Raw genomic sequence first — 20,414 nt, 5'->3', positions numbered from 1 at the left:
CCACTTCGGTTTCGCGGCCGACCGCGCTGGCAGAGCGGGGCTGCGCACTGTGTCGGTGAGTATTAGTCCCGGCAAAGTCCATGCTATTCCGGATGTGTCCCACCCAGTCGGGCGGCAGGGCGCTCTGCACAACCGTCTCGCCCACCTCGCCGGGAACCCGACGCCGGCCTTCAGAGGGGAGAGCGCCACCTGCGCCGCGCTGCCACCCTGGCCCCACACTGTAGGCACGTCAGCAGATCCGAGAACAGCGCCTAACAAATTTTCGAGGACGTGCGTGGATACCGTGTCGCCGGGCACTAGGGCTATCGCACCGAGGTTCTGGTGTAGTTCGGAGCCGGTGCCTACCGGTCGACGGGAATTTAGGCCGTTGTGAAGCTCATACGTACACACGTCTGAGTCGGACCTGACGACAGGAGCTTGAAATGATCATTCTTGGGCTTATTCTGCTGCTCATCGGCTTGCTTGTCGGCATGGGGCTGCTGACAACGATCGGCGGCATCCTCATTCTGGTGGGTGCCATCCTGTGGATCCTGGGTGCGACCGGCCGCGCGGTCGGTGGCCGCAAGCACTTCTTCTAGGGGTAGGGCACCTCGCGGCGTGTTCGCCGTGGCTCGACGTCTCGGATGACGTCGTGGCCGGGGGCGAGGCTGGCGTAGGAGGCCAGGTGGCGGCGGCGAAGCTGGTGCAGCCGTGAGTCGGGCCTAGACGAGAAGATCGTGGCCGCCGCCATTTCCACCCATTGCCTGGACATCAGTGAGACCAAGACCGTACGCGGCCTGCAGTCCGGCTACCGCCTCTATATCGCCTGGTGGGACCTGTCAGACCTCCCTGTCCGGGACCACCCGCCCACTCCCGCACCCGACCCGATCCGGCAACTCCCGGATGATCCGGCGAGCCAGCTGCACCCCGGCCCCCGACCCCCGGGCCAGGACGCGGGGGAGTGGGAAATACGGCGCGTCCCGCTGCTCTACGAGCGAGCTGTCTTGGCTTGGGACCGGTGACGTTCGAGAACGCCACCTTGAAGAAGAACGAGAGCGCAGCCCAGATACCGCGGATTCAAGTGACTGAGTGTCCAAGTCGGCAGCCCTGAACATTACATCTGCCCGCCTTCTCCCCGCCGCAGGGCGGGGAGAATGTGGTAGGCAGGCCACGGGAACGAGTACTCCTTCTCAGCGGTGGATCAGGAGCTCGCGCAGTAGTCGCAAGACGTTCGCGGCAGCCGAGACAGCGGCCAGAACCAACACCCCAGCGGGGTTTCAAGTAGTCAGGGTCGCTACAGAACGTAACAAGAGATCGATGGTTAGCGAATTCGATCTGGACTTTCCAGACAGGGATTCCCTTATCCGCCAGGGAGTTGTGGTCGACGGCCATCGCGCCCTGCGGCGGCTACGACGGATACCTGATTCAGAGCTAGGGAGGCACGTCCGTCGCAGCCGTTGACGCTGCAGCGGCCCTCGGGCGGCTATGTCCCGGACCCTCATCCGCGGTTCAAAGCACGCACGCACGACGTCGCCCGCCGCTGGTCCCGCATCCCTGGGCCCGAAGCGCTCCTCGCGCCTGGCCCCGAGGGCGCCCACACCGGCCACCACCAGGACGGCAGCCACCGCACCGCGCACCCCCGACGCCCGCCGAAGCCGCTCACGGCGGGGACGGAGTACGTGGGTCTGTCCATCGACCCGGCACCGGCGAACGGGATCTGGTGGGGCCGGGCCGGTTGCGTTGACACGGCACGGCCCCAAGTCGCAACCTACCCGGCTCTGCGCCCGGACAGATACCGAACGCACTATGGCCCCGCCACAGTTGCCCGCTGGATGACTGTCCCTGAAGCGGGGACGGTTTGGGCCGGTCAGCTCTACGCTGTCCGCTCCGAGAACGTACGACGGGGCGCGGTACGCGGGGCGCGGGGGACAGCGACGAGCGGCACAAGATCGCCCGACAGGCCGTGGTTCGTCAGTCATACGGATGCGGACCGTGCGGGCGGAGTGGGTGGCCTGGCAGCTGCTTGATGCCGGCCTGCAGGTGGAGCTGGATGACTGGGACTGGAGTGCGGGCGACAACCTCACCCTCGAAGTCCATCTCCGGGACTGGACCGACGAACTCCGCCGCCGCTGATCTACAAGCGCTATCGCCTCCCACCGGGCCTGGTCGTCCGGCAGCTGCGCCATGACCTCCTCCGCAAGGTCCGCCATCCCCACGCCGTACCGCATCCCGCACACCCCCATGTGATCGACTCGGGCAGTAGCGTACGAAGGAATCGCCGATCACATTCCGGCCTGTGGATAACCCGGATCAGGCATGCTCAGCCCGCCGTACGGCGGGCGAGGGGTACAAGTACCGCTGTGGCGCGTGGGCGGGTGCGGTGGTCGGCGGGGCACCACGGGTGTACGAGCGTGGCCGGGGTTCTGACATCCCCATTGAGGCCGCTTTGCCTATGTCTTGGCTGGAGTTGAGGAGTAGGAGCGACATGGGGGGCGCGGTGGCGGCCGGGCCCGGGGTGCTGTCGATCTGAGTTAGTCGGCCGCTTCGACGTACGACGCCAGGTTGGCCAGCGAGGAGGCGATTCCGGCCTCGTGGACCGCTTGGTCGATGCCGGGTGGCACGTCCGTGGCGGTGACGGTCACTTCGGTCCCGTCACCGGTGGCGCCGAAGTGCCAGGTCAGCGTCATAGTGCCCGCGTACGACGGGTCGTCGGCCTCGAACACCGCCCGCTGCACCACACGTTCCAGTGGCATCAGGTCGGCGAATTCGACATCGACGACATCCGTCGCATCTGAAGTCTTGCCAGGGCTGCCGGAGGGGTCGAGGTAGGTGAGGACCATCCGGAACCCGCCACCTGACCGGGGATCCCACCGCTCGATCCGCCCGCGCATGCCGTCCGGCGGCATCCAGGTCTCAAGGGACTCCCGGTCGAGAAGGGCACCGTAGACAGTCGCTGGTGGTGCGGCGATCACCCGGCTGGCGCGGTCGGTCCTGTCCATGGCCCGATTCTAGAACCGACGAGGTTCCATTGAACCCATCCTCATCAGTTGGTCGAATGCAAGCGCGCCCGCTGGTGTCCCACACGAGAGTTCGCCGTCCAGGGCGGTGGCGTCCGGCAGTTGCACAGCGCCCGCCACAATTGGGGAAGGACCTGTCAGGCCTTCCCCGCGGTCGCTGCGTCATCTGGGTGGGCCGGTCGGCCGGGGTGGGCGGGCGCCGGCCGGTCCGCGCCAGCGGCTGGTTGAGCGGGGCGGGTGGGGTGTGGTCAGGCTGTGAGGGCTCGTTCGAGGTTGGGGTGGCAGCCGATGAGGGTGTCGAGTCCGACCAGATTCAGGACGCGGTCGACGGCGGGGGAGGGGGCGGCGATGCGCAGCCATCCTCCGGCCGTGTGCACCGCGTGGTAGGCGATGACGAAGGTGTTGATGCCGCTGGAGTCCATGAAGGTGACGCCGCTGAGGTCGACGACGATACGCGGCCGCTGAGCGCCGGGCTCGACGTGCAGGGCTGCGCTGAGTTGAGGGCAGACGTCGTCGTCGATCTCGCCCCGGACCGTCAGGACACGGACGCCGTCCTGGGTGTGGTCTTCGATGGAGAGCCCATTGCTGTGGATGGTGGTCACCGTCTCTTCAAACTGTTGCACTATCTTAGAGTGCGGGGGGTGCACGGCGATTCTGCCCTAACTCGCGGCTGAACATTCGAATGGGTGACGGGCACCCCTGCAGGCGGGTGGGCAGGCCGCAAGCGGGTACCAGCCGATGTCGGCCCAAAGTTTTGAGGGGACGAAGGTAGTTGGAGTTCCAGGGCGACACTGGCGGCCGTACGGGGCCCGGGTCCCGGCTCATACGGGCCGGTTATGCCCTGGACGGGAGAGAGGGGTGTATCTCCCGGGCCCGCCACCACGCTCTGGCTTTCCTTGAGCGGGCTGTCACCGACCATTGTCTGGTGGTGTCGGTGCGCGCGAGGGATCTTACCCAGATCGTTGTCAGCGAGCTGGTCACCAACGCCCTCAAGTACGCCCCGGGCCCCGTTTTGATGGAGCTGGGCATCACGGTGGAGCGGGTCGAGGTCACCGTGTGGGACAGCGCGCCGCTGGTGCCGGTGGTTCGGGCGGCTGATCCGGGCCGTATCGGCCAGCACGGTCTGGAGATCGTCGAGGCCGTGAGCGAGCACCTGTCGGTGCGGCAGGAGCCGGTCGGCAAACGCGTCACCGCTCGCATCACCTTGCCCGACCCGCTGGCGTGAGCGGAACCCCGGCGAGGTGCCAAGGAAGCCTCTACGGCGCTGAGCACAGTGCCGGCTGCTGCCCGGGGATACGGTTCCCTGTCTGCGGTACTGCGGTACTGCGGTACTGCGGTACTGCGGTACTGCGTTCCTGCGGTACGACGTGCTGCAGCCGGTACTGGCGGCGGGTGCAGCGCAACAAATCGGTGTACGGCTCGCCGAGAAACGAACCTGCCCGGGCCGGCCCGGGCGCAACGCACGTCCGGGCCGGGAACATCTGCCGGAGGGTGCTGGTTACAGCAGGTGTGGTTATGGAGGGGACAGTGTCCCCGGGCCTCACCTATAGCCCATGAGGACGATCGTTCGGCTGAAGCCTCATGGAGCCTTTCGCCGCGTAGGCGACCGCCCCTCCACAACCACGCTCTTCGTGACAGCCGCTGTACGGGACTTCCCTCCCGGCAGCGGCTGTTCGCTTGCCGCTGAACAGCCGAAAGGACGAGGCTTGCTCACCGGGCAACGGCCCTCGGTGCTGCGCCCTCGCCTGCGGGCCCGACCACGGAGGTGCGTACCGTGGTCGCAGACCAGACCACGGCAGGTCAGTACGATGCGCTCGCGCGGGACGTCGGCGGGGGGTGTGAGGCCGGGGCGTGGTCGGTGCCGCCGGCGGGGTGGCGCCATCGGCCGGAGGTGTCACGGGCGACGTCGACTGCGACTTCCACGATCAGTTCGGGCCGGACGAGGGTGACGTCCAGCGTCTCACGGGTGCTCCACCCCTTCCTACGGAGAATGACCGGCCCGTCCACGGATGTCGGCCGGGGGCTGCCGGGGCGAGCCGGCCGGCGATGCTGCGCGTGGCCATGCGGGGGAGGGGGTGGTGCGGCCGTGTGCTGCAGACGCCCGGCGGTTTCGTATTCGACGAGCGGCGAGCGCGGAGCCGTCAGCGGGCCGGTGGCCGTGCCGGGGACATGGGAGCGGATGGCGGGCGCCGTCGCCCGGTGCGGCTATCCGGGCGTGTCACCCGTCTCGTGCAGGCATCCCATCGCCTGGTCCGCGAGATCGGGCAGGGAGGCGGTCCCGCCGGTGGTGATCCAGGCGTCTGTGGCCGCGTCCAGGCAGGCGATCGCCGCCGCGGTGAGTGCGTTCGCCCGCATGTCGGTGACCGGGTCGGGGCCGCCGAGTCGGCGGGCCACCTCCGGGGCGATCATGCTCTGCCAGCCCTGGGTCTTTTCCCAGTGCCGTGTCATCAGCACGCACGCCTGACTGAGGAGTCGCATCATGTCCGCGGGTGATCCGGGTGATCCGGGTGATCCGGGCCTGCCGGGACCGGCCTCGGTGATCACGTCGAAGGCGCGGCGCAGCGCGTACCAGGGGCTTTCCTCGGCGGGGCGGGCGGCGAGGGCGTCGGCTACCTGGCGGCCGTACTCGCCGACCCGGCCGAGGACCACCTCCTCCTTGGTGCCGAAGTATCGGAAGAAGGTGGTGCGCGACAGGCCGGCCGCGGCGGCGATCTGCTCCACGGTCGTGTTCTCGTATCCCTGCTCGGCGAAGAGCCGGAAGGCGACGTCGCTGACCTCCGTGCGCATCGCGGCACGCGTCCGCTCACGCAGTGAGGCGCGCTTGGGCGGTGCGGGGGTGGAGGAAGTCTTCGCGGGGCCAGCCATGAGGTGAGTGTACACAGGCCCAAAGTGGAACGGAGTCCCAGTTTGGGTTACCGTTGCATTTATTGACTCCGTGAAGCGCTCCCTCGCCGAACTGTCCACCGTCGCCTCCGGCCCCACTGCCCCACGGCTTGACCCGCTTCACGGTCGGTAACCACCCCCGACCACCAAACGCGCCCGGCCTCACCCCGGGGCACCCCTCTTACGAAAGAAGGCGGAACAGCAATGACGACGCTGGGAATCATCGGAAGCGGCAACATCGGCAGCGCCGTCGCACGGCTGGCCGTTGCCGCGGACATCAACGTGGTGTTCGCCAATTCTCGCGGCCCGCGGAGCCTGACTGAACTCGTCGAGGAACTCGGACCGCGCGCCTCGGCGGGCACGGTCGAACAGGCTGCCCGGGCTGGAGAGGTGACCTTGCTAAGCATCCCGCTCACCGCTTACGTCCACTTGCCCGGCGGGTTGCTGAGCGGCCGCATTGTGGTGGACACCGGCAATTACTATCCCTACCGCGACGGCCGGATCGCCGAACTCGACTCCGAGGATCTGACCACCAGTGAACTCGCCCGGCGGTGGCTGCCCGGCGCCCAGCTGGTGAAAGCCTTCAACAATATCCTCGCCCACCACATCCCCCAGCTCGCCCGGCCCGCCGGAGCTCCCGACCGCACGGCCCTTCCCGTCGCCGGCGACGACCCTGCCGCCAAGTCCCGGGCAGAACAGCTGATCCACCGTCTCGGCTACGACACTGTCGACGCCGGAACCCTCAGCGAGAGCTGGCGTTTCGAACCCGAGTCCGGTGCCTACACCCGCATCTACCTCTCCGACCCCAACACAGCCGCGGAAAACATGCTCCAAGCCCCCGCGACACCCCTGCCCGCCGCCGCACTGCGCACCACACTGCAAACCAGCAAACGGGCGAAGGTGGCCGAGCGCACCTTCTGAAAGCCCCACAAACCACGTGTCCGCCAGGGCGAAGCCAATGCGCCATGCGGCCCTGACTCCGGGGGGCCGTAGGTTTGAGGCGGCGTCCAAGTCGCCTGAGGCACCGTGCACCTGAGGCACCTGTACAGGTCACATGACGCCGTCCGGGGCGGTGGCGTCCGGCGGCTGCACGCCTCGGCCGCGACTTCGGCTGCGATTTCGGGCAAGGCATGCCCCATCTGGCTGCTGCGGCGTGAGCGCAGTACCACCTGCTTCGAGTCGTCCTGCGGCCGGCCGGAAGCCAGATCTCCGTGCCGGACTGCTGGGCGTGTTTGCCACTCGTCATGGCAGCGGCGGCATGCCGGCCGCCCCGGCGGCTTTGCCTGCCGGGGCGGCCGTGTGTCAGTGGCTGATCACCTGGTAGGTGAACTTGTAGAAGCCGCCGTCGCCGGTGAACTCACGGGTCTTGTGTCCCAGTCCGACTTCGGACGGCATGATGACCGTCTGCCCGAGGAGGTCGTCGGCGGTGTCCGGGTCGTACTCCCAGAGCTGGATGTCGACGTCGCTGGTCAGCCTGAACAGTGTCCCGGGTTCCCAGACCTTCCCGGCCTGGCCCTCGTTGTCGTCGGTGGTGTTCCAGATCTTCTTGCCGTTCTGCAGCATGTACAGCTCGTCCCCGTAGGGCTCGGACGGCTTGACGCACTCCAGCCTGACGAACTCCCAGTACGTGGCCATGCCAGTGTCCCTTCTGTGTGATTCCGCTTGGGTGTGGCGCCGGCGTCGCGTGTGGGGTCGCGTACTCCCGGGTGCGTGGAGCGGTCCTCGTCGTCTGCAGGAGGGGCGCCCGTCTCGCAGACGGCAGTTGACGCCGACACATGTCAATTACCCTCCGAGTTCGCGCATGCACACAGAGTCATGAAAGTGGAGCGGGCGCGCCGACGTAAACGCCCGTACATCGCGTACGCCGGAGCATCCCTGTGCGCGGCCCCGCCACGGTGATGTCGCGCGTGTGGGTGAGGGCAGCGGGGGGTGCGGTGGAATGCGGTAGAAGGGTGGGGACCGTGCGGGTAAGGGCAGTTGGTCCCGCGCGGCCAGGCGGGCACGGCCGGCCGGCGGCACGTGGTTAACCCTGAGCAGGGCCAGGCGCTCGCGCTGCTCTTCGTCACGGAGTGGGGGCTGGCGGTATGTCGGCCGTGCCGGTGGCGCGGGTGTCGGCGTGCTGCGCCGGTGAGTGCAGTGCGCGGTTGTCGTTCTGCCGTTCAGGGGTGCTGCGGGGTCCAGGTCGCGCGGCGGACATTGATGACAGGGTGGGTGCCTGTTAGGTCGTGGTCGTCGCGGCGTCCTGAAGCCGGTTCAGCCGTTTGTACGGTGCCCGCAGCCTGCGCCTCTGGTTGGTTCCTGCGGTTTTAGTGTGGATTCTTGGGCGGGTTCTTTGAGTGTGCTGCTGTTGGTGAGGTGGATCAGTTGTTCGCTGTGGTGGGCCGGCCGGGTGTTGATGGGTGGGTCCGGGTCTTCCGCTTTGATGTGTTCGGCGGCTGCGGCGGGTGCCTGGGTGCCGTTGGTGCGGAGTGCGCCGAGGGCGGGCAGGGATGTCAGCGGCATGCTGGTGAAGCTCGATGTCACGGCGTAGCCGCGGTCGTTGGCCGTGGGATGGCACTCCCGGTTCTTTGGCAACCCGGCCGCGCGCGGAACCACAACCAGTTGCCGCGGATTTTGCCCGTCGCCTTGGCGGTCGCCACGAACACCCGTAACGATCAGACGGAAAGCCCGGCCGACCCTCAAGACCACACCCAGCCGTTTGCCCGCAACGCCGGGCAAACGGCAGGGTGTTGCGGAGCGGCGAGGGTCCCCTGTTGCCCTGGGCAGCGGCTCGGCACCGCGAACGCCCCGCTCACCCACCGCTGCAAGTCGAGGGGATTCCGAAGAATGTCGAACGACCCGCGCCCCGCTGATGCAACGCCGCCGGCGAGTACGTCAGCGGGATCCGGTGAACGGGTCGCTGCCACCCATCGACTGGGCGGCCGTCAGGCACAGACACGAGCGTCGTCGCGCGCGACGCAGAAGGATCGGCGGAGTGGTCGGGGTCGCGATACCCGCCGCGGTGTCCATCGGGGTCTGGATCGCCACCCGGGGCGAGGAGAAGCCGCCGGCCCGGTACACGGCCGAGATGCCGCCGCGTTCGGTGACTATCGCCTCGCCGGCCCCGGTGAATCCCCAGTTCCCGCTGCGTCTGGGGCAATGGCACGGCCCTCGTGACCACTCAGCCGGTCGTCAGCTCCGGTCACATACCCACTCCGAGGCAAACGGCCGCAAACGTACGCCCCTTCCTCGCTGAGCTGCACGTGCATGCAGTGAAGCAGCGCCCTCTCGGTCAACGTCCAGTTTTGCGAGACGCCTCGTGATGAGGCGGCGAGGGTCACCGTCGACGCTGGTCGGCGATGACGACTCCCGTGTGCAACGTGAGGACGACAGTCATCCCGATACCGGCGCCGACACTCCACAAGACCTGGTCATCCACCACCATCGAGGGGAGCCATCCATTCGGGTCGTAGGCCACCAGGAGCCGGGTTCCCTTGTACCGATCGGTGGTGTCGGTCCCTTTCTCGGCCGCCAGCTCGTTCCCGAGATGGTCGGTGCGCCCGTCCTCGCAGTCCAGCCGCCGGTAGTTGTAGGTAGCCTCCCCGCCTGGACTGAGCCGGTGCAAGGTACGTGACTCGACCACGGTGCACATGTGCCGTGGGGCGGCCGAGCTGATCGTCGCCACGTACGCGGCGAAGATCGTGGTCGTCAGGACGATGCCGCCTGCGAACATCAGGACGGTGGCGTTCTTGGCCTCGCAGTGGTTGTGGATGTCCCAGCCGACCACCAGTGCCAGCATGATGCCGGCGAGAGCGAGCAGAAGGAACAGCGGGTTGCCGCGCAGACCCAGATAAGCGACACCGGTGAACGTGGCCATGACCAGCGGAGCCGCGCACAACGCGATCAGCAACCGCAGGGGGAACATTTCTGAACTATCACAGAGCTGCCTCGGACTTGTCCATGTGCACGGTTCCGCAGTCGTCAGGGGCTGTCATTCGGTGTCTGTCACTCACCGCTTGCGCAGCAGTGCGCAGACGAGGTTCTCCTGGACGGTCCGCAGGCGCTTCAGGAGTTCCGGCTTGTTGGTCTTGTTGACCTGAGTGGTGAGGGAGACGGTCAGGGACCGCGTGCCGTCCGGGGTGGCCGCGATGAGTTGTGTGTAGCCGGGGAAGTTGCCCGTGTGGCCGTGGACAACGCCGCAGCGGGTGGCGTACCGGAAGATGGCGAGACCGGCCTTGTTCTTGCCGGGGCCCGCGGGTTCGGAAGCGCCGTCGACCCAGTTGCGCTGCTGGTGACGTGTCCGGTCGGCGATCAGCTTGCCGCCGGCGTAGCCACGGATGAAGGCCGTCATGTCCTTCGGGGTGGAGATGATCCCGCCCGATGCCCATACGCCGGACGCGCTCAGCACTTCGCTGACATCCTCGGGCGGGTTCTGCCCGGTGACGTCGTAGCCGTGCATGTACGGCCTGGGCATCCGGAAGCCCTGCGGGAGGCTGGTGCTGCGCAGTTCCAACGGGCGGTAGACGAGTTCGTCGAGCAGGTCCTCGTACCGTCGGTCCGTCACGGCCTCCGCCATCAGCGCCACGGCGATGTTGTCGGAGTTGGAGTACTCGTACCGGGACCCGGGGCGGAAAGCCAGCGGTTCATCGGCCACGAACTCCAGCAGCCGACGCGAGTCGAAGTGGCGGCGCGGATTCTCGGTCACCAAGGCCAGGAACTCGGGGGCGGCGCTGAAGTCGGGCAGTCCGCTGGTGTGGTTCAGGAGCTGCCGGAGGGTGACCCGATGCCATGCGCGTGGCAGCCGGGGGAGCACCTTGCCGAGGGTGTCGTTCAGCCGCAGGTCCCCGGAGTCGACGAGGCGCAGAGCGACCGCGCCGCTGAACGCCTTGGCCGTACTGGCGATGCGCATGTGGTCGGTGACCTGGATCGGACGATCGGTGCCGACCTTGGCGACGCCGGCCCGGAAGACCTGGGTGTGGGACCCACGCTTGAGGACGGCGATCGCCCCGGGAGGTCCGCCGGGTGCGTCCGTCAGTGTCTGCAACTGCCGCCGCAGGGCGCGGTCGTCGTTCGCCGGAGCGTCCGAGGCGTGGGTCGGGGCGGCCTGTACCAGACCGGTCAGACAGGCAGCGCTCAGCAGAGCGACCAGAGGGAGGCGGAGCTGCGCGGAGCGGGGCACCGGTACGGAACGGGGGACTGGCACGGGGAACTCCTGACGGTGAGCGCGGCGGGACGTCAGAGCGACCAACTGCCGCCAGGACACCTGGTCGGCTGGGCCTGGAGATCTTCGAGCAGTGTCCACGTGCTTCTCACCAGGGCTCCTTCCGACTCATCCCATAACAGGATGTACAGAAACAAAGCCCCGACCGAAGACCTAGGCGACGCGGCCGTACTGCACCTCAACGAGTGACAAGGCCACGCGGCCCGGAGCCGGCCGACCGCATCACGTGCCGGACGCGAGCGTCGTGAGGTCGAGGACGGTCTTCCCGCGGCGAGGGCCCGTCGCCACCGCCGCGTGTGCCTCCGCCGCGCGGTCGGCCGGGAACACCGCCTGGACCGGTACACGGAACCGCCCCCGCACCGCCTGCTCGGCGGCCGACGCCAGCCCGTGGCACCCGTCCGGCTGACTTCCGTAGCGGCCGAGCGAGAGGCGCACCCCGCGGCCGGGACCCGTGAAGTCGGCGAGGGTGACCACGGAGTCCGGGCTGCCGGTGAGCGCGACGAGTTCGTCCAGTGAGCCTTTCCCAGCCACGTCGAGGGCACGGTCGACAGGGTCGATACGCGCGATGCCGAGGGCGTGGACCCGTTCGGCCAGGCCGGGACCGTAGGCGACCGGCGTCGCGCCGAGAGAGGTCAGGAAGGCGTGGCCGGCGGGTCGGCCCGTGGCAAGCACGCGGGCTCCTCGCGCCACCGCCAGCTGCACGGCGATGCTTCCGACACCGCCCGACGCCCCGTCGATCAGAAGTGTCGTGTCCTGTTCCCCGTTGAGGCCGAGCAGGTCAAGGGCGCGGGTCGCCGTCTCGACACCCGTCGCCGCGGCGCCCGCCTCCTCCCAGGACCAGGCGTCCGGCTTCGCCGCCCAGAACGCGAGCACCGCGAACTGCGCGCTCGCTCCGCCCAGCCGGGCGACGTCGACCGCTCCGAACACCTCGTCGCCGACCCGGAAGCCCGTGACGCCCGGACCGACCTCGTCGATCACCCCGGCCGCGTCCACCCCGGGGACGTGCGGCAGGGCGAGACCGTCACGCGAGGGCGAGTCGCCGGCCCGCAGCGCCAGGTCGACCGGAGACACTCCCGCCGTGCGGACGGCGATTCGTACCTCGCCCGGACCCGCGTGTGGCTCGGGCACGGATCCGACGCCGAGTACCTCAGGGGGACCGAACCGCTCGAACCGTACTGCGCGCATGGTGCACCTTCCCTGCCCGGACCGTCCGGGCGTCGGCACACGGTAGACATGGAGGTGGAGCGGCTGATCCGGATCAGGTCGAAGTGAGAGGCGCGGCAAGCACAGTGACTCGGAAAACACGCACGGACGCGGAGGACAACCGTCGCCGCATCCTCTCGGTGGCCCGCGCCTCCTTCGCTGCCGAAGGGCTCGACCTGCCGATGCGGGAGATCGCCCGCCGCGTCGGCCTGGGTATCGCCACCGTCCACCGGCACTTCCCCTCACGCGCCGACCTGGTCACCGCGGCGCTCACCGAGCACGTCGCGGCCTGCCGCGCGGACATGAAGGCCGCCCTCGACGATCCCGACCCATGGCGTGCGCTCAGCGGTGTCGTCCGCCGCTTCGCCGAGCACCGGCTACGGGACCGCGGGCTGAACGAGGCCCTGTTCGGCTCCCATCCGGCGGCCGCCGCCTTCGCCGCGGACCGCCGCGAACAGGCACGGGCGCTGCGCCGCCTCGTCGACCGGGCCCGCGCCGCCAGCGTCGTCCGGGACGACATCGGCGTGGACGACGTACGCATCTGCCTTGCGGCCATCGCCTCCTACCGCCTCACCACCCGACCCGCCGCAGGCCTCCACCGCCTCGTCGACCTCCTCCTGACCGGTCTGACCGCCGACCACCAACTCCCCGCGGACCAGCGCTTTCCCGCGGGCACCGTACGGACCCCACCCGTGCGGCCGTAGCGCGCCCAAGGCCGCCTCACGCCGCATCCCCGCCGCACACGAAACTGTCGGCGCTCTCGGGATTCCCTGCCTTGTACCTCGGCCAGCGGGGGTATTCGCACAGCGGCCGGGTCCTGCCGTCACGTGCGTCGGTCGCGACCGGAGAAACAGGTTTACGCTGCTGTTCGGACCACTGCTCGATCGCGGTGACCGAGTCCCAGCCGGGGGCGAACGCGGGATTGCCGAAGTTCGCGTGATTGGCGCCCGGCACGAGGTAGTACCGCATGAATTCCCGTGTCTTACCCGGCCCCAAGGTAACGGTCACCCGCTCGTAGTAGTCGTTCGTCGAACGGTGCGAGACGAGTTCGTCGGCAGCGCCATGGAGGAGCAGGAGCTTTCCGCCGGACCGCGCGAACGGTCGAAGGTCCGCGTCGTTGAGGTCCTGGATCTCGGACAACCGGCTGATGCGGGAGAGCCACTTTCCCGGCTTCCCCGGTTCGACGGCCAAGGGGCTGTGGCCGGGGTCGCGTGTCAGGAAGTACTTGACCCACTGGTCCCAGTACTGCATTCCGTATCCGCTGGTGAGAGGCATCGGGTGTGTGGGTGCGGTGGTTCCGAAACCCAGCAGCGGTGTGCGCATGTCGGCACCGGAGAGGAAAGGAAAACCGGGGTAGCCCTTTTCGCCACTGGCCACCTTGTACGGCCATTTCCACGGGGACGAGATGGCCGTGACCGAGGTGATCTGGCGGTCCGAGAGACATGACGAGCCGGTGTCGCCGCCGTCGGGGCATCGCAGCTTCTCAGGTCTGAAACGGCAGGCATCCGGGTTCGACACGATCCTGTCGGCCAGTCCGTCCTGGGCGTCGCAGGCCTGAATGACGCTGTCGTACAGGAGCGCCTGCTTTTCGGGTCCGGGGAAGGCGCCGGGCCGCGCCGACAACTGCGTCGCATGTCCCAGGTAGAGGATTTCGGCGAGGTTGTTCCACGCCGGGAATGCCGAGATCACGCCGTCGAAGGCGCGGGGCCAGCGCTGCACCACGGCCAGCGCCTCGCGGCCGCCGGTCGATCCGCCCGCGAAGTACACGTGCTCGGGTTGCGCCCCGTATCCCCGTCGGATCAGGAACTGGGCCGCGTCGTGGGTCTTCTTGAGCGCGTCGCCCGCGGAGAAATTCCTGAGTGCTTCGTCGTTGAGGGCGAAAGAGCCGTCCAGCGACGAAATGGGATGCTTGGCGGGGTCCGCCTGGTGCCCGGAATCGCTTCCGTACGTCGCATATCCGCGCGCCAGTGGGGTGGGGGTGTTCGCGAGCCCGAAGGGGGCGTCCGCGCGAATTTCGGGAATGGTGCCGTTGTAGCCGCCACCGCCGAACATCATGGATCTGCGGTTCCACTCCAGAGGCAGGGCGACGCGCATGTGGATATCGGGTGCTGTGGGGTCGACGGGTAGGAGTGCCGCGTCGACACGGCAGTACGTGACGCTCGTACCGCCGATGGTCTCCGTCATCTCGGACGCGGCGTTCACCCGGCCGCCTCCGGTGGGCAGAGAGATTACGGAGGCGGGGATACGAAACCCTGCCAGCGCCTCGCATCGCACCGCGTCGACGGCGGAATCAGCCGTGGCCGGTCGTGCGTTCGGCGTGGTGCCGACAAGCGCGGCGACGGCGGCGAGCGTGACGGCCACACGCACCCCCGTTTTCCGGGTGGTCCTGGGGTTCATGGCTATTCCCGTCCTGGTCGACCGGCATGGGTCGGCTCGGCCAGTCTCTGGGCGCGCAATTCCGAACGCCGTACCTTGCCCGCCGCGTCGCGCAACGAGTCGTGGACCAGTTCGATCGACTTCGGCAGTTTGTACCGGGAAAGCCGCCCGTCGAGAAAGCCCCGGATGTCGTCCGCCGTGACGTCGGCCCTTTCCGGCGTATGGACGATCGCGTGCAGCCGATTTCCGGTGTCGCCATCGGGAAGGCCGATCACGACCGCGGTCATCACCTGCTCGTGTTCGACCAGCGCGGCCTCGATCTCCGCCGGATACACGTTGACCCCGCCCACGGTGATCATGTCCGACCGCCGGTCGAGGAGGTACAGGTAGCCGTCGGCGTCGAACCGCCCCATGTCCCCGAGGGACGACCAGCCGTCACGTACGGTCGGCTCGGCGCCGATGTAGTGGTACGTGGCATCGGTCCCCGGAGTCACCCGCATGTAGATCTCACCCGGGGTACCCGGCTCCGTGATCTCGGCGCCGTCAGGGTCGAGCAGCTTCATCTCACCCCACGTCACCCGCCCCACCGATCCGACGTGCTCAAGCCATTCGTCGCCGCCGAGGGTGCATCCCGCCTCGGCCTCCGTGCCCCCGTACAACTCCCGGACCCGCTCGGGACCCAGCCACTCGATCCATTTCCGCTTCAGCCAGACCGGGCACGGTTCGGCGCAGTGCCAGACCGAACGCAGGGAGGCGAGCGTGTACCGGCCCCGGACCTCGTCCGGGAGCGCCACGATCCGGCGCATCATCGTGGGAACCAGATACACCCAGTCCACACCGTGATCGTCGATCGCGGACAGGGTGCGCTCGGCGTCGAACCGTGTCAGCAGGGTCACCGATCCGCCGAGGAAGATCGTCGAAAGAGCGGTCACGAAAGGGGCGTTGTGGTGCAGCGGTGCGGTGATCAACGCCTGTGCCCCGGCCTCGATTCCCCACATGTCGGTGTCGAAGCTTGACGTCACCGCCGGTCTGCCGGACAGGATGATCTTCGGGCGGCCGGTCGATCCGCCGGAGGTCGGGGCCTTCCACGACGTGGCGACCGCCGGTTCCAGGTCGTCGTCGGGCTGTCGCCTCCTCAGGTCGTCCAGGGACACGACCTTCGGGCGGTCGGCGAGCGTACCGCCGGGTTCCGTCACGACCACGGCGGGGTCACCGAGTTCGAGGACCGCGTCGAGTTCCGCGGGCCTCATCCGCGTGGACAGCACCTGAGGGGTGGCCCCGGCCTTGTAGCACGCGAACACGGCCAGTACGAGATCCGTCGAGTTGGGCAGCAGCAGGGACACGATCCGGCCGGTGGTGGCCCCGGCGGCCAGCAGCCCGCGCGCGACCCTGTTGCTCGCGCGGTGCAAGCCTGTCCAGGTCAGTGTTTCGGTGCCGGCGCGTATCACCACGGTGTCCCCGATCTCGGCGGCGTACGCTCCGGGGATCTCGGACAGGGGGAATCCGTCCTGAGGCAGGAAAGTCACGGAAGTACCTCCAGGTCGGGCTCGACCGTTGTGGTCCGGGCGGTCTTCCTGTCCTCTTTCCGCAGCGCCCAGCGCAGGGCCACCGCGAGTGCGCCGCCGACGAGGGACGTGGCGATGACGATGGGGAAGCCGGAGGTCGGATCTCCGGAGTCCGCCTCGGCCAGCCCGAACAGGTACGGACCCACGAACCCGCCGGTCAGACCGACCGTGTTGATGAAGGCCAGCCCGGCCGCCGCCACGATTCCCGACATCCGGGCCATGGCCACGGACCAGAAGATCGGCAGGGTGGCGAACGTGAAGGCGGACATGACACCGATCAGGGCGATACGCACGCCGGGCGAGGAAACCGCCAGGAAGACCGCCGCGACCAGAGCGGGCGCCGCGGCGAGGACGCCGATGGTGAGGGACTCGCGCGGGATCCGGCGGAAGACCAGCGGCATCACCAGCACGCCGATCGTGCCTCCGATCCCTGTCACTCCGCTGAGCAGGCCGATCAGGAACGATCCGCTGACGTCCAACGACTCGATGATCGAGGGCACGTTGAACGTCACGCCGTTCATCGTGACCTGGTTGAGAAAGTAGATGATCCCGATGAGGAGGATGAACGGCCGCCCGAACGCCTGCCCCATGTTGCCTCTGAGGGCGTGCCCGGGGTCCGGACCGGATCCCCGGCCGGCCTGCTCGCTCAGCGCCGCCGCCTCGTCCGCGGTCAGCCATGTCGCGTCGGCGGGCACCTCTGGCAGGTAGGCCAGGACGGCCAATCCGATGACCATGGTGATCAGTCCCTCGGTCAGGAACATCCACTGCCAGCCGTGGAGTCCACCCAGGTCGTCCAGTTCCATCAGCGCGCCGCCGAGCGGACCGCCCAGGAGCAGACCGAGCGTGGGCGCGAGGTAGATGAACCCGATCGCGGTGGCACGGTCCTTCTGACCGAACCACTGGGTCACCATGTACATCATCGCCGGATAGAGACCGGCCTCGGCCGCACCGAGTGCCATCCGCCCGATGTAGAAGGTGACATCGCCCTGGATGAACATCATGAGCGAGGTGACGGCGCCCCAGCTCAGAGCGATCCGCGCGATCCAGCGTCGTGGCCCGATCCGGTACATGACCAGGTTGCTTGGGACCTCGAAGAGCGCGTAGGTCAGGAAGAACAGACCCGCGCCGAGGCCGAAGGCGGCCGCGCTGATGTCCACGTCCGCCCGCAGGTGGGTCTTCGCCAGAGCGATGTTCGTCCGGTCGACGTAGGACATGAAGTAGGCGAGGCACAGGACGGGCAGCAGGCGCAGCATCGCCTTGCGGACGGCGACGGTGTACAGACCGCCGACGGCAGGAATCGACATCCTTGTCACTCCCCAGGGGATCGGGCCCGGACGTGGGCGCTTGCGTGGTCGAGCGGTCGAGCGGTGGAGAAGCCGGGAGTTCGAGTCACAACGATGTGGCGTGGGGCGAGGTTAAAGCCACGCGCGCCCGCCATATGATGGAAAGCTCCTCCACTCATCACGAAGCCGGGGTGTATGAATCCACCACCTCAGTCCTCCGCGGAGTCGTCGACGGCACGGACCGGTTCCGACGCGGTCGACGTCACCGCCGAAGGCGAACTGGCCGCCTACCGGCTGCGCCGCGAGCGCGAACTCAACAGCCTGTACACGACGGCCCGGTCCCTGACGGCGCTCGGCGAGGTCGACGAGGTCCTGCATTCGATCGTGCGGCACGCCCACGAGCTGATCGGCAGCGACTTCGCGTACCTGTCGCTTCTGGACGCGGAGGGCTACCTCACCGTGAGAGCGTCCGCCGGGACGATCTCGTCGGAGTTCTCGTCGGGCCGGATGCCGCCCGGAACGGGCCTGGGTGGTCGTGTCATCGAGTCCGGAGCTCCCTTCTGGGTCAGCAACTACCGGGAAGCCCAAGGACTTCCGCACGACCCCGTGTTCGACCTGCTCGTGCCCCGCGAAGGACTCATGGCGCTGTTGGGCGTCCCGCTCATGGTGGGGGAGCGGGCCATCGGAGCCCTCTTCGCCGCCGACCGCACCGAACGTCCCTTCGAGAAGGACGAAGTGGCCCTCTTCAGCGCTTTCGCCGGCCATGCCGCGGTCGCCCTGAACAACGCGCGGCTCTACGAGGAGAGCCGCGTCTCGCTGCGGCGCCTTGAGGACGCGTACCGCACGATCGAGGACCAGGTCACCACCATGGAACGGGCGGCGGCCGTCCACGAGGCGCTGACGCACGCGGTGTTGACCGGTGGCGGGCCCGGAGACATCGCGCAGCTTCTGGTCGAGCATCTGCGGGGCACGGTGACGGTCCGGGGCCGGGACGACGAGGTCCGCGCGATCCGCTTCCCCCGAGGACGGGACGGCGACGGCGACGCCGACCAGAACGTGCCTCCTGGTACGCCTGCTGACGTGCCTCCCGACGTGCCTCCTGACGTGTCTCGGGACGCGGCGCGGGACATGCCTTCGGACGTGCCCCGGGACGTGTGCGAGGAGGCGCGCGACACCGGGCGGTGTGTCTCGACGCAAGGTGCGGACGGGTACTTCCGCAGCGTGGTGGCCGTCCGGCCCGGCGGAAACCATTTCGGCTTCCTGTCCCTGGCGCGCCGCGCCGCGCCGGAGCCCGCGGATGTCCGCATGCTGGAGCGCTCGGCTCAGATCATGGGCCTGCTGTTCCTCATGCGCGATGCCCGTGCCGAAGCGGAGGAGCGGGTCCGGGGCGAGCTGCTCATGGAACTCATGTCCCGCTCGCCTCTGCATCCGGCTCAGCGCGACCGGGCCCTCGCCCGTGGCGTCGACGTGGACCACCTCGACGTCCTCGTCGTGGTCGACTGCCCTGAGAGGACCGCGGGCGAAGTCGTCCGGCAGTTGAAACCCCTGTCGACCGAGCGGTCAGGACTGGCGGGCGAATATCTGGGCCGGCCGACGATGCTGCTGCACGCCGACGATGTGGAGGATGTCGCACGCACCCTGCACCGCAGGCTGCGCCGCACGCTCGGTGTGCCCGTACTCGTGGTCGCCGACCGGATCGCGGGGGAGCGGTCCCGCACGTTCACGCTGACACAGCGCTGCGTCAAGGTGATCCGCTCCCTGGGGGAGAACGACCGTGGGGCAAGCGCTCAGCGGTACGGGATGTACGCGCTCGCCTTCGACCCCGACCGCTCGGGCGACCTCGACCGGTTCCTCGCCGACAGCATCGGCATGCTGCTGGAGTACGACCGACGACGGTCCACCGGCCTCGTGGCCACGGCGTCCGCCTACTTCGCCCACTCCGGGAACCTGAGCCGGACGGCCCGCGCCCTGCACGTGCACCTGAACACGTTGCTGAAGCGCCTGGACCGTATCGGCTCCCTGCTCGGCGAGGACTGGCGCTCGCCGGACTCGGCGTTGCGCCTCCAACTGGCCCTGCGACTGCACGAGTTGAGGGCCGCAGTCGATGAGAGCGCGCCGGACACCGGCGGTTGATCCGAGCCGTACGAGGTGAGCCGAAGCGGCCGGTCGAGGCACCGGCGCGAGCCGGCCAACAGCCCTGCCGGAAGCCTTATGCGGCGGGTGTCGGTGTCATGCCGCTGATGGTCGCGGTGAGGATGCGGGCGAGGCGGGGTTCGACCTCGACCACCGCGTGGGCGAGGCGGGGATCACTGCGGTAGAGCTCGGCGATCTCCGGGCCCGGGGTCGCGATCTGCCAGAACGCGCCGGCGAGTGCGACGGCGGTGGCGATCACGTCGAGGGCGCTGTCGCGGTCGAGCCGGGGGAACTGCTCGTCCAGGGCGGTGAAGATGTCCTCGCGGGCGGCGAGTGTGGCGAGCTTGAAGTCGCGTACCGCGGCGACCGACACGTTGCGTTCCAGATTGAGCGGTGCTTGGGCGAGCAGGTCGCAGAACATCCCGCGCTCCGCCAGTGTTGCCGCGAACGCCTGCGCCACGGTTGCCGGGCCGGGTTCCTTGATCTCGCGGAGCCTCGCGGCCAGGGCGGGCGACCATTCCTGCCAGCCTGCCGCGGTGAGCCGCAGGAAGATCTCCTCGCGCGTCTCGAAGTACCGAAGCAGTGCCGACTTGTGCATCCCGGCCCTGGCGGCGATGTCCGTGAGGGTCACCTGCCTGATGCCGTGCTCGGCCCCGAGAGCGCGGGCCGCATCGAGGATGGCGGCCTCACGCAGCCGCTTGGCTTCGGGTGAGCGTGCGCGCTGGAACTCCGACGGGGTCATCACACGATCCTAGCGGAACGCGGTTGCGTTATT

Annotated in this window: 18 protein-coding genes; 6 read left to right on the top strand and 12 right to left on the bottom strand. The window is 68.5% G+C overall.

What is annotated here, in order from left to right:
• Positions 1-422: 422 nt before the first annotated feature.
• Positions 423-578 carry a hypothetical protein gene (locus tag ACH4DZ_RS34155; RefSeq protein ID WP_189594521.1) on the top strand — a complete coding sequence of 52 codons (156 nt, stop codon included), beginning with the start codon at positions 423-425 and terminating at the stop codon, positions 576-578.
• 1,384 nt (positions 579-1,962) lie between these two features.
• On the top strand, positions 1,963-2,112 hold the full coding sequence (locus ACH4DZ_RS34150; protein WP_398291765.1) for a hypothetical protein: 150 nt from the start codon (positions 1,963-1,965) through the stop codon (positions 2,110-2,112).
• Between the two features lie 398 nt (positions 2,113-2,510).
• On the opposite strand, the gene ACH4DZ_RS34145 is transcribed toward ACH4DZ_RS34150, so the two are convergent.
• Together ACH4DZ_RS34145 and ACH4DZ_RS34140 are read right to left on the bottom strand one after the other, a co-directional pair.
• Positions 2,511-2,978 carry an SRPBCC family protein gene (locus tag ACH4DZ_RS34145; RefSeq protein ID WP_398291763.1) on the bottom strand — a complete coding sequence of 156 codons (468 nt, stop codon included), beginning with the start codon at positions 2,976-2,978 and terminating at the stop codon, positions 2,511-2,513.
• A 266-nt stretch (positions 2,979-3,244) separates the two neighbouring features.
• Positions 3,245-3,619 carry an STAS domain-containing protein gene (locus ACH4DZ_RS34140; RefSeq protein ID WP_398291761.1) on the bottom strand — a complete coding sequence of 125 codons (375 nt, stop codon included), beginning with the start codon at positions 3,617-3,619 and terminating at the stop codon, positions 3,245-3,247.
• A 149-nt stretch (positions 3,620-3,768) separates the two neighbouring features.
• Here ACH4DZ_RS34140 and ACH4DZ_RS34135 point away from each other — a divergent pair, with 149 nt between their 5' ends.
• Positions 3,769-4,221: an ATP-binding protein gene (locus ACH4DZ_RS34135; protein ID WP_398291759.1), complete on the top strand. Its 453-nt coding sequence runs from the start codon at positions 3,769-3,771 to the stop codon at positions 4,219-4,221.
• 980 nt (positions 4,222-5,201) lie between these two features.
• On the opposite strand, the gene ACH4DZ_RS34130 is transcribed toward ACH4DZ_RS34135, so the two are convergent.
• On the bottom strand, positions 5,202-5,861 hold the full coding sequence (locus ACH4DZ_RS34130) for a TetR family transcriptional regulator (RefSeq protein ID WP_398291758.1): 660 nt from the start codon (positions 5,859-5,861) through the stop codon (positions 5,202-5,204).
• Positions 5,862-6,083: 222 nt separating this feature from the next.
• Between ACH4DZ_RS34130 and ACH4DZ_RS34125 the strand changes: the two genes are divergently transcribed.
• On the top strand, positions 6,084-6,800 hold the full coding sequence (locus tag ACH4DZ_RS34125) for an NADPH-dependent F420 reductase (RefSeq protein WP_398291756.1): 717 nt from the start codon (positions 6,084-6,086) through the stop codon (positions 6,798-6,800).
• A 381-nt stretch (positions 6,801-7,181) separates the two neighbouring features.
• Here ACH4DZ_RS34125 and ACH4DZ_RS34120 read toward each other — a convergent pair whose 3' ends face one another.
• The 5 genes from ACH4DZ_RS34120 to ACH4DZ_RS34100 all read right to left on the bottom strand — a co-directional run bounded on the left by ACH4DZ_RS34120 (position 7,182) and on the right by ACH4DZ_RS34100 (position 12,264).
• Positions 7,182-7,514 (bottom strand): hypothetical protein, encoded by a 333-nt coding sequence (locus ACH4DZ_RS34120; RefSeq protein WP_398291754.1) that lies wholly within the window; start codon positions 7,512-7,514, stop codon positions 7,182-7,184.
• Positions 7,515-8,132: 618 nt separating this feature from the next.
• Entirely contained in the window at positions 8,133-8,597 is a 465-nt protein-coding gene (locus ACH4DZ_RS34115; protein ID WP_398291752.1) for a hypothetical protein, read from the bottom strand.
• Between the two features lie 598 nt (positions 8,598-9,195).
• A complete protein-coding gene (locus tag ACH4DZ_RS34110) occupies positions 9,196-9,783 on the bottom strand; it encodes a hypothetical protein (RefSeq protein WP_398291750.1) in 588 nt (195 codons plus the stop codon).
• Positions 9,784-9,867: 84 nt separating this feature from the next.
• Positions 9,868-11,061: a serine hydrolase domain-containing protein gene (locus tag ACH4DZ_RS34105; RefSeq protein WP_398291748.1), complete on the bottom strand. Its 1,194-nt coding sequence runs from the start codon at positions 11,059-11,061 to the stop codon at positions 9,868-9,870.
• A 240-nt stretch (positions 11,062-11,301) separates the two neighbouring features.
• Positions 11,302-12,264 (bottom strand): NADP-dependent oxidoreductase, encoded by a 963-nt coding sequence (locus ACH4DZ_RS34100; protein WP_398291746.1) that lies wholly within the window; start codon positions 12,262-12,264, stop codon positions 11,302-11,304.
• A gap of 104 nt (positions 12,265-12,368) precedes the next feature.
• Here ACH4DZ_RS34100 and ACH4DZ_RS34095 point away from each other — a divergent pair, with 104 nt between their 5' ends.
• Positions 12,369-12,986, top strand: coding sequence for a TetR/AcrR family transcriptional regulator (locus ACH4DZ_RS34095; RefSeq protein WP_398291744.1), 618 nt, complete (start codon positions 12,369-12,371; stop codon positions 12,984-12,986).
• 16 nt (positions 12,987-13,002) lie between these two features.
• On the opposite strand, the gene ACH4DZ_RS34090 is transcribed toward ACH4DZ_RS34095, so the two are convergent.
• The 3 genes from ACH4DZ_RS34090 to ACH4DZ_RS34080 are packed head-to-tail and all read right to left on the bottom strand — an operon-like array spanning position 13,003 to position 17,527.
• Positions 13,003-14,679: a tannase/feruloyl esterase family alpha/beta hydrolase gene (locus ACH4DZ_RS34090; protein WP_398291742.1), complete on the bottom strand. Its 1,677-nt coding sequence runs from the start codon at positions 14,677-14,679 to the stop codon at positions 13,003-13,005.
• Positions 14,680-14,681: 2 nt separating this feature from the next.
• Complete coding sequence (locus ACH4DZ_RS34085) at positions 14,682-16,184, bottom strand: AMP-binding protein (protein ID WP_398291740.1); 1,503 nt, start codon at positions 16,182-16,184, stop codon at positions 14,682-14,684.
• The gene (locus ACH4DZ_RS34080; protein WP_398291738.1) at positions 16,181-17,527 is read right to left on the bottom strand and encodes an MFS transporter; all 1,347 of its coding nucleotides are present in this window, start codon (positions 17,525-17,527) and stop codon (positions 16,181-16,183) included. The genes ACH4DZ_RS34085 and ACH4DZ_RS34080 overlap by 4 nt, the downstream gene beginning before the upstream one ends.
• A 174-nt stretch (positions 17,528-17,701) precedes the next feature.
• Between ACH4DZ_RS34080 and ACH4DZ_RS34075 the strand changes: the two genes are divergently transcribed.
• Positions 17,702-19,639, top strand: a complete 1,938-nt coding sequence (locus tag ACH4DZ_RS34075; protein WP_398291736.1) for a helix-turn-helix domain-containing protein — start codon at positions 17,702-17,704, stop codon at positions 19,637-19,639.
• Between the two features lie 76 nt (positions 19,640-19,715).
• Here ACH4DZ_RS34075 and ACH4DZ_RS34070 read toward each other — a convergent pair whose 3' ends face one another.
• On the bottom strand, positions 19,716-20,381 hold the full coding sequence (locus ACH4DZ_RS34070; RefSeq protein WP_398291734.1) for a TetR family transcriptional regulator: 666 nt from the start codon (positions 20,379-20,381) through the stop codon (positions 19,716-19,718).
• Between the last annotated feature and the right edge of the window lie 33 nt (positions 20,382-20,414).

This window comes from Streptomyces sp. NPDC017991 (assembly GCF_044328075.1).
Taxonomy (GTDB): domain Bacteria; phylum Actinomycetota; class Actinomycetes; order Streptomycetales; family Streptomycetaceae; genus Streptomyces.
Note: the sequence above shows the minus strand (reverse complement) of the source record. Positions and strands in the feature narration are given on the sequence as shown.